Consider the following 14,464-nt stretch of genomic DNA (forward strand, 5'->3'; position numbering starts at 1 on the left):
TTTACAGACGGCTCTTAGGCGGCGATCCCCAGCACGCCCGTGAACAGTGCACGGCCGTCGGTGCCGCCGTGAGCCGCTTCGATCAGGTTTTCGGGATGCGGCATCAGCCCCAGCACGTTACCATTCTTGTTGATGATACCCGCGATGTCGTTCATCGAGCCGTTCGGGTTGGTGCCTTCGGCATAGCGGAAGACCACCTGGCCATCGCCCTCGATGCGGGCCAGCGTCTCGGCATCGGCAAAATAGTTGCCATCATGATGCGCGACAGGGCACTGGATGATCTGGCCATGGGAATAGCCGCGGGTGAACGGCGTATTGGCATTGGTGACTTCGAGTTTCACCTGGCGGCAAACGAATTTCAGCGAGGCATTGCGCATCAGCGCACCGGGCAGGAGACCGGCTTCCACGAGAATCTGGAAGCCATTGCATACGCCCATCACCATGACGCCCTTGTTCGCCTTCTCGCGGATCGCTTCCATCACGGGCATGCGCGCTGCGATGGCGCCGCAGCGCAGGTAATCGCCATAGGAAAAGCCGCCGGGGATAACAATCAGATCGACATCGGGAATTTCCGTATCCGTCTGCCACACCGTATGCGGTGCAACGCCGGAAATCTTCGTCAACGCCGCAATCATGTCGCGGTCACGGTTAAGGCCGGGAAGGAGTACGACTGCTGATTTCATGGGTGCGGTTCAAACCTTGCTTGTGCTTCTGCGAATTCCCGAAGGTCGAGACGATTTTCAATGCGTTCGAGACGGTCGACGATCTGGCCGACAGTGCCGTGCAGATTATTCACGTCGCCCTGCAACATATGAAGATGGTTACGGATGCTAACGTTATCCTGTCGCAACTCGCGCACATTATCCTTTAAAGAGGATACGTCCGTCTGCACCTTCCTCAACACTTCGTAAATCAAATCTTGCGTCACTTCGACCATGGCGAATCCTTGAAAAGTCATCAATCAATAGCGAAACTATAATCCTCGATCACCGTATTGGCGAGGAGCTTTTCGCACATTGCCTTGAGATTCGCCTCGGCCTTTGCCTTGTCGCTCGTATCAAGTTCGACGTCGAAAACCTTGCCCTGGCGAACCGAGCCGACACCCTCGAAACCGAGGCTGCCGAGTGCACCGACGATCGCCTTGCCCTGCGGGTCAAGAACGCCATTCTTCAAGGTTACAGTGACACGTGCCTTCATCGATCTGTCTTCTCCGGTGTTACTTGACCAATACGGGCCCCGCAGGCCGCGTCGGTTCGTTTTCATTCATGATGCCGAGACGGCGCGCGACTTCCTGATAGGCCTCGATCAGGCCGCCCATATCACGGCGAAACCGGTCCTTGTCCATCTTCTCGCTCGTCTGCGCGTCCCACAGCCGGGCGCTGTCCGGCGAGAATTCGTCGGCAAGAACGATGCGCATCATTTCGCCTTCGTAAAGCCGGCCGCACTCAATCTTGAAATCGACGAGCTGGATGCCGACGCCAAGAAACAGTCCGCTCAAAAAGTCGTTGATGCGAATGGCGAGTGCCATGATGTCATCGATTTCCTGCGGTGCAGCCCAGCCGAAAGCCGTGATGTGCTCCTCGGAGACCATCGGGTCATCGAGCTCATCGTTCTTGTAGTAGAACTCGATGATCGAGCGTGGCAGCACGGTGCCTTCCTCGATGCCGAGGCGCTTTGCCAGCGAGCCGGCCGCGATATTGCGCACGACGACCTGCAGCGGAATAATCTCGACTTCCTTGATCAGCTGCTCGCGCATGTTCATGCGGCGTATAAAGTGCGTCGGGATGCCCATGCGATTGAGCTGGGTGAAGATATATTCGGAAATGCGGTTGTTGAGGACGCCTTTGCCGTCGATTACTTGCGTTTTCTTGGGGTGAAGCACAGTTGTGTCGTCTTTGAAATGCTGGACGAGTGTGCCTGGTTCTGGTCCTTCGTAAAGGATCTTTGCTTTGCCTTCGTAGACACGGCGGCGACGGTTCATTGCGGATTCTCTGGTATTGGAGTTATCGGTCGGCCTTGGGTCTTGGCCGTCATGTTGGCGCGCTAACTATCGCAAAAGCAAGCATTCTACAATGATCCTTTATGGAGCTCCCCCGTTTTATGGGTTATATGCTGGTTCTACGACAATATGAAACTAGTCGATGCAGGGATGGTCGATTGAGCCTTTTGATTTTGCACGGAATGGTTATATGGGAATCGACAAAGACAAAAACATCGGGACCTGCCTGAAAAACGCCTGATACATGACTGTATTACTAGTTAACGACACAATTTGCGGGAGCAAGAGAGGATGACAATGCAAGATCGCGAAAACGCCTTTGAAAACAAGTATGCGCATGACGCAGAAGTGCGTTTCAGGGCGGAGGCCCGGCGTAACAAGCTTCTCGGCATCTGGGCGGCGGAAAAGCTCGGCAAGGCTGATGAAGCCGCCGACGCCTATGTGAAAGAGGTCATAAAGGCGGATTTCCAGGAAGCCGGCGACGACGATGTCTTCCGCAAGATCCGTGCCGATTTCGATGCCGCCGGAATAGACACCTCCGACCATCGCATCCGCCGCAAGATGGAAGAGCTGATGATCGAGGCCATACAGCAAATCGAAGGACCTGCTGCCTAGAGCCAGAAGCCCCGACTTATTTAAAAGCGCGCGTGGCAGGTTCTGTCGCGCGCGCTTTTTGCCACGTCAAATTACGCTGATTTGGTTTCGCCCACCGAGCTTTGCCTCATAGAGCGCAAGGTCAGCGCGGGCGAAAAGGTCTTGTGCCGTATCGTCCGCCCGCAATGCCGTGATCCCGACCGAACAAGTATAAGCAAGGTCCGGCCAGTTCTGCAAAGGGCGGGCCATTCTGATCCGCTCCAGCACGCGCTCAAGAATGCCAATGCCGGTTTCGAGCGGCGTATCGGGCAGGATCAGCATGAATTCCTCACCGCCGATTCGTCCGAAACAATCGAGCCGCCGCACGAAACTGTGCGCGTGCCGGGCGAAATCGAGCAAAACCTGGTCACCCGCCTGATGCCCGTAACGATCGTTGATCGCCTTGAAGTGGTCGATATCGAGCACCGCAACACAGCCTTTGACGACCCCGTCAGCTGGCAATTCGCGCCGTGTCAGTTCTTCAAGCCTGGTCATGATGAAACGCCGGTTGCCAACGCCGGTCAATTCGTCCGTCTGCGAAGCACGCAATGCGAGATCGCGGTCCTGCCGCAAGCGGCGGTCATCCGTGCGCAACGGCGTAATATCGCTGGCAATACAAAGCATCCAGCCGTTCTGCTGGACTGTTTCCGTCATCCAGAGCCAGCGGCCATCGACCACATCTGTCTCAAAAGCGCGAAACGGCACCTTTCCCCGGCGCGACTGGGTCGATATCAGCCACTCATCGAAATTTTTGGTTGCGAGGACCGTCCCGAGCCCGGCCTCGAAATTCCGACGCATCAGGACACCCCAAGCCACCTCTTCGCCGGGTGCGATATGATATGCCGCCCGCCAGCTCTTGTTGGCGTAGCGCAAGACATCATTCTGGTCGTAGAGAGCGATGAGAACCTGGCTCTCATCCTGCGATAGCAGGAGGTTGTAGAGAATTTCGTCTCTTAGCCCAGTCTCTTCTATGAATTTTGGATCGTTTCCATCATGGAAAGCTGTCATCTGCGCCATAGTTGCATTGGTAATCGGACTCACCTCGCTGTTAGTTTACACGATTTCACCCTTACAATCGATTCTGTCGCCCATTCGTTCCGAGCGCCTTGTGGCAAATGAGAATTTCACCATCGCCCTTGACCAGTCTGGTCCCGCGTTCCCATACTCACCCCAGGATGTGTTGAGATTCATGTCAGGGCTAGCCGGAAACGGTGGTTTTCGAGTACCGGAGCGCAGCGTACATTTAGGTACGTGAGCACCGGAGCACAGAAAGACACCGTTTGCAGGCAGCCAAGGCGTGAATCTCAACACATCCTGATCACCACACGAGGAATCTCCCATGTCGCTCGCATCGCGTCTGAAATCCGGCGAAATCATCTATTCTGGCTGGTCGCATCTGACCGATCCGTTTGCCATGGAGGCGCTCGCCCGCACGCCGCTCGATGCCGTGCTGTTCGACATGCAGCACGGCCCGCATGATACGGCGAGCGTCGCCGCGCTCACCGGGATCCTGCGCAGCGCCCAAAAGCATGCGCTGGTACGCATTCCCGTCGGTCGTTTCGACATGGCGAGCCGCGCGCTGGATTTCGGTGTCGAAGGCGTCGTCGCGCCGATGATCAACAGTGTCCATGATGCCAAGCTTTTCGCAGCCGCGATGAAATATCCGCCGCTCGGCGAACGCTCCTGGGGCCAGATGCGCGGTCGTCCCGCGAGCTATGGCGCCGGCGGTTCCGGCGGCTATTTGCGCGAAGTGAATGATGAGACGCTCTCCTTCGCCATGATCGAGACCCGCGCCGCCTATGAGGCGCTGGATTACATTCTTGAGGTGGATGGTATAGATGGCGTGTTCGTCGGCCCGTCGGATTTCTCCATTGCCTGGAGCGACGGTCAGGAAGTGGATGCCGCTTCCGAAGCCATCATCGAGCCGCTGATGCAGATTGCCGCGAAGGCCAAGGCGGCAGGCAAGCTCTGCGCCATCTATGCTGCGACTCCAGCTCTGGCGAAGCGCTTCGCTGGTCTCGGCTATACGTATATTCCCCTGAGCGTCGATACGGCCTATCTGACCCTTGGCGTGCAGACATTCCTTGATGCGATCGAGGGGTAGCTCTCATGACATTGGTACGCGATCTGCATCATCCCGTTCCCAAACCTCTCCGTCATCCTCGGGCTTGACCCGAGGACCCACGTTTTCTTGAAGCAACACGAGCCCAGCGCTGCGATTTGGATAGCCAGATGGGTCCTCGGGTCAAGCCCGAGGATGACGGAGAGGGAGGTGTGTTTTCAACAAAACCTGGCACACCTAGTTCTTTGCCGTTGATTTCCTGCGGCGTGAGGCCGGAACACTATTATGATGTCCGGCCTCAAAATGTATAAGCCCTTTCTTTTATTCCACGACCAACAAGCCGCCATTGCGCATGACTTTGTAAGGTTTTTTAGCCAGATCTGAATTCTTGGGTACGATCAGCGTGCCCTCATCAAGCCGGACGCGGCCTTTCAAAGTGATATTGCCGGAAAGCTTGAGCGTGCCAGCGCCGGATTTCTCAAGATCGCCCAATTCTTCGCCTGAAAGCCAGTTTGGCCATTCATCCTTATCGCAGGCCGATGTCTGCCGCTCTTTCAGGGCAAAGCCGATGTCCCGGCAAATCCAGTCCGGCCGATCGGTCATCGCTTTGCCTTCGCCGGGAAGATCGGCAACGAAGGTGCCTTTGTGCAGAAAGACCGGTCCGTTAAAGGTAGCAGCAAGGTCTTGTGTATCCCAAGCCATCCAGTCCTTGTCGGCATCGCTCTCCTTTAGATAGTCAAAGGGAGCAGGCAATGGAATGAACAGGGCCCAAGCCGTCGTGATCTGGCGGTGCCGCGAAAATTGCATCAGCAGCTGGAGCGCCTGTTCGCCGTCGAAATAGGGAAAGCGATCGCGCACCCAATAGGACGACATTTCCTGCGAAACACCGATCAGGCCGTCATAGCCCGTGTCCTTGTATGGCTTCACCTTGCTGTCCTTGTCATAGACCAGTCCACTCCATGAGATGAAGCCCATGCCGGCAATGCTTTCCGAGAGGCCCGCATTGATATAATCGACGCCGATATTCAAGAGTTTCGACACATCGTTCCATTGGGACAATTGCAGTCCGGACGGGATCGTCTTGTAGGCTTCATAGCGCTGCAGCTGCCCTTCATAGGCGAGATATGCTTGCTCCGGGCCGATTCCGCGCGAACTGAATCCAATCGGTGTTTTTGGGACAAAGTAAAATTTCGACCCTTCCCCATCGATCCACTTGCTCTTGATCGAACTCAGTTCGGTCAAATCCGACGCTGTTGGAAGACCTCGCGTGGATAGCCAGTAGGCAATATTGATATCCTTGTTGAAATCGCCGACCGATTCGGCAAATTTGCCGCCCCAAAGATCGCGCTTGGCTTCGTACCAGATCCAGACGTTCTTGAAACCTGCCGGATTGCCCGGCGACCTTGCCAGTCTGTCATAGAGCTTGTTGATATATTTGACCGTGTCCTCATGGGAGTTCCCCCAGGCTTCATCGCCGCCAATATGAATCGTATCGGATTTGAACCAGGGTTTGAATTCGCCGATCAGATCAGCGAAATAGGTGACGGCTTTGTCAGGGTCTTTGGTGATGATCGTATCGCCATTCGACGCATAGGTAAGCTTTGGATTGTCCTTGGCAAAGGCAAGCGCGTGACCGGGCGTATCGAACTCCGGCACGAGCTTGATGCCATAACGGTATGCGGCAGCCTCCAGCCGCTCCCAATCCTTTCTAGTGTAGACATCGCCATCGGTCGGGATCAGTTTGAAGCGGGGCTTGTCTTCATTATAGAGCCGGAAATAGCCCTTTTTGGGAAGAAAACCCTCAGCAGACAGGATTGTACCATCCATTGCACTATCGTTGAGATGCAGATGCAGCTCATTGAGCTTGTGCAGGCTCATTTTGTCCATATAGCCGATCAGCTGATCGACCGGCATGTAATAGCGGGCGACATCGAGCATGATGCGGCGGTTTTCAAAAAGCGGATAATCCATGCCTTCAGCCCCGGCAATCCGCTTGTGCTTGCCGGCAGGATTGCTGTCGCTCATGGCCATGAGCGTCAGAGACTGGAAACCGCGCAGGGCGCCGATGGTTTCCTTGTAGCCTATGACGACACCCTTGCGGCTGATATTGAACTGATAGCCTTCGGCGAGCACATTTTGCTCAATGGTCTTTGTGTAATTGCCGCTTTTGCCGGGGCTGGTGTTCACCTTTGCGGATTTGGCAGCATCAAGGAAGCTTTGATCCGGAATATTGGTGAGGACGATATCGTTCGCTGTCGGATTGGTGTCCATTATGATTTCAAGCGGCAAACCGGTGGCATAACGCAGCTTTTGCGCCCAGCCGCGCGGCGCATCGAGCAGTGCAGCGAGATCGGGGTTGGCTTCCTTCAGGACGATGCGAGTGTCTTTGGTCAAAGCAAAATCACTGTCGAGCCGCTTTTTCTGCTGCAATGTTGAAAGAGGGCCCTTGGCCGCGGAGAATGCACTGTGTGGCTGCGCAAACAGTGCTGCCAGACAGAGGGACAGAGCCGTGGTGGCCGAAAATATTTGTCGCATCAATTGAACCCCTTGAAATTATTGTTCTTGAAATGGTGCTTTGTTGAAATTTCCGCCTGCCACGTGCTTGACGGGCAAGTGGCATCAAATTGGTGTTTGAGCACAACTCAGCACAATTCGACGAAAGTGGAAGTCCGGCGCGTTATGTGACGGATTTATGAAAAAGATCGGCGAAGATGCAATTTGACAACAGACCAATTAGTGCAAGAGCGATACCAATTTATTGGGAGGGGTTTATTGCAAGCAATGACGATTTGATGACGATTATCTCTCCCCTTGTGGGAGAGAAAGCGATTTCAGCATCTTAGCCCTTGCTAAGTGCTAGAAATCGCAAGAGAGGGGATTTGCTTCACTGAACTACCCCTCACTTGGATTTTCTAAGGATTTAGCGAAGAGGCTAAATCCAGGAAAATCTGTTCTCCCCCACAAGGGGGGAGATAACCGGCGATCACATGCATGTGACAGCTTGTGTGTTGATGCGGCTCGCGCCTTTCATCAATCTCGGCGAATGAAAAACGTATCTCCAATCGGCCGCCGTGCATTTCTGATGACGTCTTTCGCTGCCGTCGCATTTGCATCGCGCGCGGCCATGTCCCAGCCTGCCGCCGCCAAGTTGGACAAGGCTACCATCGATACCATCATGGAGGCGGCAAACGGCTTTCCGTCCCTCCATGCACTGATCATCTCGCGGCATGGCGATCTTGAGCTGGAACACGTCTTTCGCGGGCCAACCGCCGATCGGCCGGTGAATGTGAAATCCGTTTCCAAGACCATTATCGCCACGCTCGTCGGGATTGCTATCGATCGCCGCGTGTTCGAGGGGCTGGATCAACCCATTGCGCCGATGCTCGCAGACAAGTTGCCGCGCGACGCCGACCCGAGATTGCAGGTCGTGACAATTGGCAATCTGTTGTCGATGCAATCGGGTCTCGATCGCACCTCGGGGCCAAATTATGGCCGCTGGGTCGGAAGCAATGATTGGGTCCGCTATGCCCTGTCGCGCGAGTTCGTCGATGAGCCCGGCGGCGGCATGCTCTATTCCACCGGCAACTCCCACCTTCTTTCGGCGCTGTTGACGCGCAAGACCGGACGCTCAACGTTGGAGAACGCCCGGGAGTGGCTGGGCAAACCGCTTGAAATCAATATCCCGCCTTGGCCGCGCGATCCGCAAGGGATCTATTTCGGCGGCAACGACATGCTGCTTTCGCCCCGTGCCATGCGTGCATTCGGTGAAATGTTTTTGGCATCTGGCGCAAGCGGCGGCAGGCAGATCGTACCGAAGGCATGGGTCGAGGAATCCTGGAAGCCAAGAACGAGTTCGCCGTTTACGGGCGACGCCTACGGACTTGGCTGGTTCGTGTCTGAAGTCGCCAGTGGCAAGCCGGTTTACTACGCCTGGGGCTATGGCGGTCAGATGATCTATGTGGTTCCGCACGTCTCGCTTGTGGTTGTGATGACATCCGACCCCGCAACACCATCCGGACGCTCCGGCTATGTGCGGCAGCTGCACGATATGGTGCGCGAGCGAATCGTACCCGCCGCTGAAGCGCTCGACAGCTAGTTCTCAACCTGTCGTGGCGGCAATTTTCCGGCGTGTCGGCAGCGTCATGGCGGCAACGCCCGCAATGACGCAGACAAGGCCAATCCATGCGGTCGGATTCAGGCTCTCGCCAAGGAAGAGCACACCGATGCCGACGCCGATGGGTACGCGCAGATAAGCTTGCGATGTCGTGCTGACAGAACCCAGCGTGTGGATCAGCCGGAAATAGATCACGAAGGCGAGGGCGGTCGAAAAAATCGACAGGCCAAGAAGCGCCAGGATCGAGTGTGTCGATGGTACGATGGTCCAGGGCTGGTCGATGACGAGGCTGACCGGAATGAGCAGCACCGCGCCGCAGAGGAGCGAACCGGCTGCCGGCATCATTGGATCGAGCCCCTTGAAGCCTCGCCCGAAGATTGCCGCCGCGGCATAGGAGATCGTGGCGGCCACAATCGCCAGTTGCGCAATCACTTCCTTGCCCACGCCGTGAAACGCCTCAAGACCGATGATGAGGCTGATGCCGATAACGCCGGCGACCACGCCGAAGAGCTTGCGGGCTGTCACGGCTTCATGCCGCGTGATCAGCACTGTCAAAAGGAAGGTGAAGATCGGTGTGGTCGAATTGAGGATCGTTGCAAGCCCGGCATTCACCGTCAGCTCCGCCCAGGCGATGAGAGTGAATGGAACGACGCTGTTGATGCAGGCCTGGATAAAGAAGCGCTTCCAGATGACAGGGTCGCGTGGCAGCGATAATCCGCGCAGCTTGATGATCGCCAGAAGCAACCCGCCGGCGATGAGCGTCCGCGCCGCGATGAAGGTGACCGGCGGAATGGTTTCGACACCGATCTTGATGAAAGTATAGGACGCGCCCCAGAGCGTTGCGAGGACAGCGAGGAGGGCAATTTCTTTGGCGAGCGACGGAGCGGGGAGCGTCGATGTGGTCATGATGGCTTACTCAATTTTTTGCTGCGTGAATATTGTGCGTGGTTCGACAAGCTCACCATGAGGGAGTGAGTGAGTTGCAAGAGCCGAGAACAGCAACCTTAACGATTATTACTGCAATCAACCCTTCTCCCTCATGGTGAGCTTGTCGAACCACGCACATGATCAATGCAAGAAATCGGTGGCTCGATGCTTCGATCACGACCGAACTATAAGTTTCGAGCAAACCTGTTTTCGTCCGGGATAGAAATCACACAAGAGTTTGCGAATCCTGCACAGGAATGATCGATTCCCATGCAAGAATCATTGAATCCGGCGCAAGAATTTCAATCGGCGGTAGAAATTTGGTTGTTTGCGGTTGCGGTTTTGGCGTCCGGCCATTCCACGGCGCGTATTTTCTTGTTCTCGAATTTGAGGCAGAGCTCGCCATTGATGAGCTGCAGCGCCTTCTCGCCGAACACCTCGCGCCGCCATCCCTGCAGCGCCGGAATGTCATCAGCATCGCCTTCAGCCGCGATCCTGTCGATCTCATCGGTCGTCGCGACGACCTTTGCGGCAACGCCGTGCTCCTCGGTAACGAGCCGCAACAACACCTTCAAAAGCTCGGCCGCAGCACCTGCACCTTCGGGCGATTGCACCGATTTCGGCAGGCGCGGCATGTCTTCCTTCGGTAGATCAAGCGCGAGATTGACGGCGTTGAGCAGGCCCGTCGCCATGCTCGAACGCTCCCAACCCTTTGGAATCGTTCGCAAACGCGACATCGCTTCCGCATCGCGTGGCTGCTGCTGGGCGATTTCATAGATGGCGTCATCCTTGATGACACGGCCGCGCGGCACATTGCGTTCGCGCGCTTCACGCTCGCGCCAGGCGGCAACACTGCGCAGGACGGCGAGTTCCACCGGCTTGCGCAGGCGCATCTTCAGCCGTTTCCAGGCATCGTCCGGGTGCATGTCATAGGTCTCGCGCGCGGTGAGGATCTTCATCTCGTCGAGAACCCACTCCGTGCGGCCTTCCGCTTCGAGACTGCTCTTCAGATGCAGGTAAATGTCGCGCAGATGGGTGACATCGGCGAGCGCATAGTCCAGCTGCTTTTCCGAGAGCGGACGCCGTCGCCAGTCGGTGAATCGCGACGATTTATCGATCTGCGCTCCAACGATCCGTTGCACCAACTGGTCGTAAGCGATTGCATCGCCGAAGCCGCAGACCATCGCCGCGACCTGTGTGTCGAACACCGGATGCGGGATCAGATTGCCGAGGTGAAAGATGATTTCGATGTCCTGCCGCGCGGCATGGAAAACCTTGACGATTTTTTCGTCGGCCATCAGCTTGAAAAACGCAGCAAGATCAAGGCCCGGCGCCAAAGCATCGACGATCGCCGTGTGGTCAGGCGAGGCGAGCTGTATAACGCAAAGCTCCGGCCAGAACGTGGTCTCCCGGATAAATTCCGTATCGACTGTCACGAAATCGGATTGGGTGAGGGCGGCAACAGCCTGTTCAAGCTGATCAGTGGTTGTAATCATGGTCATGAAATTTCTATAGCGAATGGATATGCGTTTGTCTCCGTCCCAATCCTGATCTTGACAAATCACCCTCAAAATGCGCTTGTCCGCGCAAATTCCTGGACCGCTTGCGGGGCTTTCCACGCATGTCCATCCCACTATCAGAGGCACTCATCATGCACCGTTACCGCAGCCATACCTGCGCCGCCTTGCGTAAAGCAGACGTAGGTTCAACTGTTCGTCTTTCCGGCTGGGTTCACCGCGTCCGCGACCATGGCGGCATTCTCTTCATCGATATCCGCGATCACTATGGCCTGACGCAGATCGTCGCCAATCCGGATTCACCAGCATTCAAACTGGCAGAAACCGTGCGTGGTGAATGGGTTATCCGTGTTGACGGCGAGGTCAAGGCTCGTACGGACGACACGATCAACCCCAATATGCCGACTGGCGAGGTCGAGGTTTTTGCCCGTGAAATCGAGGTGCTGTCTGCCGCAAAGGAACTGCCTTTGCCGGTGTTCGGCGAGCTCGACTATCCGGAAGACATTCGCCTGAAATATCGCTTCCTCGATCTGCGTCGCGATAGCTTGCACAAGAACATCATGTCGCGCACCAAGATCATTGCCGCCATGCGCCGCCGCATGACCGATGTCGGGTTCACCGAGTTTTCGACACCGATCCTCACTGCTTCGTCCCCGGAGGGAGCGCGCGATTTCCTCGTGCCGAGCCGAATCCATCCCGGCAAGTTCTACGCACTGCCGCAGGCACCGCAGCAGTACAAGCAGTTGATCATGATGTCCGGTTTCGATCGCTACTTCCAGATCGCGCCGTGCTTCCGCGATGAAGATCCACGCGCGGATCGTCTTCCAGGCGAATTCTACCAGCTCGATATCGAGATGAGTTTCGTCGAACAGAATGACGTGCTTTCGACCATGGAGCCCGTATTGCGCGGCGTTTTCGAGGAATTTGCCGACGGTAAGCCTGTTACGCAGGAATTCCCGCGGATCACCTATGACGACGCCATGCGTAAATATGGTTCGGACAAGCCTGACTTACGCAACCCGATCGAAATGCAGGCGGTGACCGAGCATTTCGCCGGTTCCGGCTTCAAGGTTTTCGCCAACATGATCGCCAACGATCCGAAGGTCGAGGTTTGGGCTATCCCGGCTAAAACCGGTGGTTCGCGCGCTTTCTGCGACCGGATGAATTCCTGGGCGCAAAGCGAGGGTCAGCCGGGCCTCGGCTATATCTTCTGGCGCAAGGAAGGTGAAAACCTTGAAGGGGCAGGGCCTCTTGCCAAGAATATCGGTCCGGAACGCACGGAAGCGCTGCGCGTGCAGCTCGGTCTCGATGACGGCGATGCGGCCTTCTTCGTTGCTGGCGATCCCAAGAAGTTTGTGTCCTTTGCTGGTGCCGCCCGCACACGCGCCGGCGAAGAACTGAACCTCGTCGACCGCGATCAGTTCAAGCTGTGCTGGATTATCGACTTCCCGTTCTTCGAGTGGCTCGAAGACGAGAAGAAGATTGATTTCGCCCACAATCCGTTCTCCATGCCGCAGGGTGGAATGGAGGCGCTGGAAAACCAGGACCCGCTGACGATCAAGGCTTTCCAGTACGATATGGTCTGCAACGGCTTTGAGATCGCCTCGGGCGGCATCCGCAACCATCTGCCGGAAACCATGGTCAAGGCTTTTGAGGCTGTCGGCCATTCGCGAGAGGCGGTTGAGGAACGTTTTGGCGCCCTCTACCGTGCCTTCCAGTATGGCGCGCCTCCGCACGGCGGCATGGCGGCTGGCATCGATCGTATCGTTATGCTGCTTGTCGGCGCTAAGAACCTGCGCGAGATCACGATGTTCCCGATGAACCAGCAGGCGCATGATCTGCTGATGAATGCCCCGTCGGACGTATCGCAGGCTCAGCTGCGCGATCTGAACATTCGGCTCAATCCGGTGAAGAAAGAGCTTTAAAAACCTCTTCTAACTGACTCCAGTAAAACAAAAAGCCCGGCAACGATGCCGGGCTTTTTCATTTGATTAGTTTTGATCACTGGTTTGCGTTGACCGTGACGCCGAGGGTTTTGATCAGCGATTTCGGATCGGCCATCCCGCCGGCAGCGATAATCGCAAAGGGTACCGGCTTTGCCGGAGCGGCCTTGACCTCGATGTTTTTCGGATCATCGAGATAGGCATTGACGGCAGCCGCGAGCGATTGGGCAAACTCGGCATTGCCGAGCTGCGCCGCCGCCATTGGCAAGACCATCTTGGCCTGACCTATGAGATCGCTGCGTTTGGCGTGCTGTTGCTCCGCCACGTAGTCGAGTGCCTTGTAGGTTACCGACGCGTCATCAAACCGTATGGAGGCGCCAGTAAAGCTCAGCTGCTGCATCAAGCCCAGCATTGCCATGCCCTGCGCGTCATCGGGCTTGCCCTTCATGTCCTTCGTCGCTTCCTGCATGCCCTTGATGAAATCGAGGGTATAGCCAGAAATGTCGAGCTTGATGCCAAGCGTGCCAGCATTGTCGGCGATGAAATCCATTTTCTCGATGTTCAAACGCCCATCCGATACGTTCCAGGTTCCCGCGGCATCGATCTTTCCAGCAATAGTCTCATAACCAAGAGCTTTCAGCGTGTTCTTGGTCTTTGGGTCTTGGACATCGGAAAGGTCCGCTTTGAAGCTCGCAACGTTGCTCGTGAACGCAACAGGCGACGTTTCTGTCAGCGGCGATACCGTAGCTGTCAATCCATCGGCCACAAAGACGTCCTTGCCTTTGGCGTTCACGGTCACGTGCCTGACTTCGGCCTTCTCGTATTGAAGAATCTTGGCCAACGGTTCGGTCGCGCCTTCGGCCGGAAGCGAGATGCCTTCCATCTTGATGCCCTCGACGCTGATCTTGCTGTCGGGCTCACCTTCCGGGCTGAAATTGATATCCGGCATTGTCATTGCGCCGATCTTGAATCCCCCGCCTGATACATCGGTGACATCGCTCAGCGTGATATCGCCGACTTTGAACGCATCCTTGATACCGGCGGTCGAAACTTTGGTATCCTGAAGGATCACAGTCGAGTCGTGCGTCTCGACATTGCTGTACTCCATTGTACCGCCTTGTTCGGCGTAAGCCGCCTTAAGCCGCGCGGCGACAGCGTTACCATCGACCGCATAGGCCGAACCCGCAAATAAAACGGAGAGAGCCGAGGCTGCTGCAAGAACGCGCAAACTCGACTTCACAGGATGGATTGGAGGCATGTTTTGATCCC

At 56.1% G+C, this 14,464-nt stretch carries 13 protein-coding genes; 4 read left to right on the plus strand and 9 right to left on the minus strand.

All coding sequences use genetic code 11. From position 1 onward, the window contains the following. Positions 1–14 precede the first annotated feature (14 nt). The 4 genes from purQ to purC are packed head-to-tail and all read right to left on the minus strand — an operon-like array spanning position 15 to position 1,981. Positions 15–683 (minus strand): phosphoribosylformylglycinamidine synthase subunit PurQ, encoded by a 669-nt coding sequence (purQ, locus tag LB462_RS02860; RefSeq protein WP_112530808.1) that lies wholly within the window; start codon positions 681–683, stop codon positions 15–17. After that, positions 680–937: a hypothetical protein gene (locus LB462_RS02865; RefSeq protein ID WP_224505869.1), complete on the minus strand. Its 258-nt coding sequence runs from the start codon at positions 935–937 to the stop codon at positions 680–682. The genes purQ and LB462_RS02865 overlap by 4 nt, the downstream gene beginning before the upstream one ends. A gap of 20 nt (positions 938–957) precedes the next feature. Beyond that, a complete protein-coding gene (purS, locus tag LB462_RS02870; RefSeq protein ID WP_106716990.1) occupies positions 958–1,197 on the minus strand; it encodes a phosphoribosylformylglycinamidine synthase subunit PurS in 240 nt (79 codons plus the stop codon). 19 nt (positions 1,198–1,216) lie between these two features. Continuing rightward, on the minus strand, positions 1,217–1,981 hold the full coding sequence (purC, locus tag LB462_RS02875; protein ID WP_112530810.1) for a phosphoribosylaminoimidazolesuccinocarboxamide synthase: 765 nt from the start codon (positions 1,979–1,981) through the stop codon (positions 1,217–1,219). A 309-nt stretch (positions 1,982–2,290) separates the two neighbouring features. Between purC and LB462_RS02880 the strand changes: the two genes are divergently transcribed. Further along, entirely contained in the window at positions 2,291–2,614 is a 324-nt protein-coding gene (locus LB462_RS02880) for a DUF1476 domain-containing protein (protein ID WP_224505870.1), read from the plus strand. 66 nt (positions 2,615–2,680) lie between these two features. Here the strand turns inward: LB462_RS02880 and LB462_RS02885 are convergent, their stop codons facing one another. Next, complete coding sequence (locus tag LB462_RS02885) at positions 2,681–3,640, minus strand: GGDEF domain-containing protein (RefSeq protein WP_370637054.1); 960 nt, start codon at positions 3,638–3,640, stop codon at positions 2,681–2,683. Between the two features lie 331 nt (positions 3,641–3,971). Between LB462_RS02885 and LB462_RS02890 the strand changes: the two genes are divergently transcribed. Further along, positions 3,972–4,736 carry an HpcH/HpaI aldolase family protein gene (locus tag LB462_RS02890; protein WP_224505872.1) on the plus strand — a complete coding sequence of 255 codons (765 nt, stop codon included), beginning with the start codon at positions 3,972–3,974 and terminating at the stop codon, positions 4,734–4,736. A 279-nt stretch (positions 4,737–5,015) separates the two neighbouring features. On the opposite strand, the gene LB462_RS02895 is transcribed toward LB462_RS02890, so the two are convergent. After that, positions 5,016–7,229: a family 20 glycosylhydrolase gene (locus tag LB462_RS02895; RefSeq protein ID WP_224505873.1), complete on the minus strand. Its 2,214-nt coding sequence runs from the start codon at positions 7,227–7,229 to the stop codon at positions 5,016–5,018. 547 nt (positions 7,230–7,776) lie between these two features. Here LB462_RS02895 and LB462_RS02900 point away from each other — a divergent pair. Then, the gene (locus LB462_RS02900) at positions 7,777–8,790 is read left to right on the plus strand and encodes a serine hydrolase domain-containing protein (protein ID WP_224505874.1); all 1,014 of its coding nucleotides are present in this window, start codon (positions 7,777–7,779) and stop codon (positions 8,788–8,790) included. Positions 8,791–8,793: 3 nt separating this feature from the next. On the opposite strand, the gene LB462_RS02905 is transcribed toward LB462_RS02900, so the two are convergent. Then, positions 8,794–9,714 carry a DMT family transporter gene (locus tag LB462_RS02905; protein WP_224505875.1) on the minus strand — a complete coding sequence of 307 codons (921 nt, stop codon included), beginning with the start codon at positions 9,712–9,714 and terminating at the stop codon, positions 8,794–8,796. Between the two features lie 323 nt (positions 9,715–10,037). Then, a complete protein-coding gene (gene rnd / locus LB462_RS02910) occupies positions 10,038–11,237 on the minus strand; it encodes a ribonuclease D (RefSeq protein WP_224505876.1) in 1,200 nt (399 codons plus the stop codon). Between the two features lie 149 nt (positions 11,238–11,386). Here rnd and aspS point away from each other — a divergent pair, with 149 nt between their 5' ends. After that, on the plus strand, positions 11,387–13,177 hold the full coding sequence (gene aspS / locus LB462_RS02915) for an aspartate--tRNA ligase (protein WP_224506036.1): 1,791 nt from the start codon (positions 11,387–11,389) through the stop codon (positions 13,175–13,177). Between the two features lie 76 nt (positions 13,178–13,253). Here aspS and LB462_RS02920 read toward each other — a convergent pair whose 3' ends face one another. After that, positions 13,254–14,453: an aq_1923 C-terminal domain gene (locus LB462_RS02920; protein WP_224505877.1), complete on the minus strand. Its 1,200-nt coding sequence runs from the start codon at positions 14,451–14,453 to the stop codon at positions 13,254–13,256. Positions 14,454–14,464 lie beyond the last annotated feature (11 nt).

This window comes from Phyllobacterium chamaecytisi (assembly GCF_020164455.1).
GTDB classification, from domain to species: domain Bacteria; phylum Pseudomonadota; class Alphaproteobacteria; order Rhizobiales; family Rhizobiaceae; genus Phyllobacterium; species Phyllobacterium chamaecytisi.

Excerpts from the sequence above, each read along its gene's own strand:
- rnd (WP_224505876.1), bottom strand. The coding sequence starts at position 11,237 with ATGACCATGATTACAACCACTGATCAGCTTGAACAGGCTGTTGCCGCC.
- LB462_RS02920 (WP_224505877.1), bottom strand. The coding sequence starts at position 14,453 with ATGCCTCCAATCCATCCTGTGAAGTCGAGTTTGCGCGTTCTTGCAGCA.
- LB462_RS02895 (WP_224505873.1), bottom strand. The coding sequence starts at position 7,229 with ATGCGACAAATATTTTCGGCCACCACGGCTCTGTCCCTCTGTCTGGCA.
- LB462_RS02885 (WP_370637054.1), bottom strand. The coding sequence starts at position 3,640 with ATGACAGCTTTCCATGATGGAAACGATCCAAAATTCATAGAAGAGACT.
- LB462_RS02905 (WP_224505875.1), bottom strand. The coding sequence starts at position 9,714 with ATGACCACATCGACGCTCCCCGCTCCGTCGCTCGCCAAAGAAATTGCC.
- LB462_RS02865 (WP_224505869.1), bottom strand. The coding sequence starts at position 937 with ATGGTCGAAGTGACGCAAGATTTGATTTACGAAGTGTTGAGGAAGGTG.
- LB462_RS02880 (WP_224505870.1), top strand. The coding sequence starts at position 2,291 with ATGACAATGCAAGATCGCGAAAACGCCTTTGAAAACAAGTATGCGCAT.
- purS (WP_106716990.1), bottom strand. The coding sequence starts at position 1,197 with ATGAAGGCACGTGTCACTGTAACCTTGAAGAATGGCGTTCTTGACCCG.
- LB462_RS02890 (WP_224505872.1), top strand. The coding sequence starts at position 3,972 with ATGTCGCTCGCATCGCGTCTGAAATCCGGCGAAATCATCTATTCTGGC.
- LB462_RS02900 (WP_224505874.1), top strand. The coding sequence starts at position 7,777 with ATGACGTCTTTCGCTGCCGTCGCATTTGCATCGCGCGCGGCCATGTCC.
- purC (WP_112530810.1), bottom strand. The coding sequence starts at position 1,981 with ATGAACCGTCGCCGCCGTGTCTACGAAGGCAAAGCAAAGATCCTTTAC.
- purQ (WP_112530808.1), bottom strand. The coding sequence starts at position 683 with ATGAAATCAGCAGTCGTACTCCTTCCCGGCCTTAACCGTGACCGCGAC.
- aspS (WP_224506036.1), top strand. The coding sequence starts at position 11,387 with ATGCACCGTTACCGCAGCCATACCTGCGCCGCCTTGCGTAAAGCAGAC.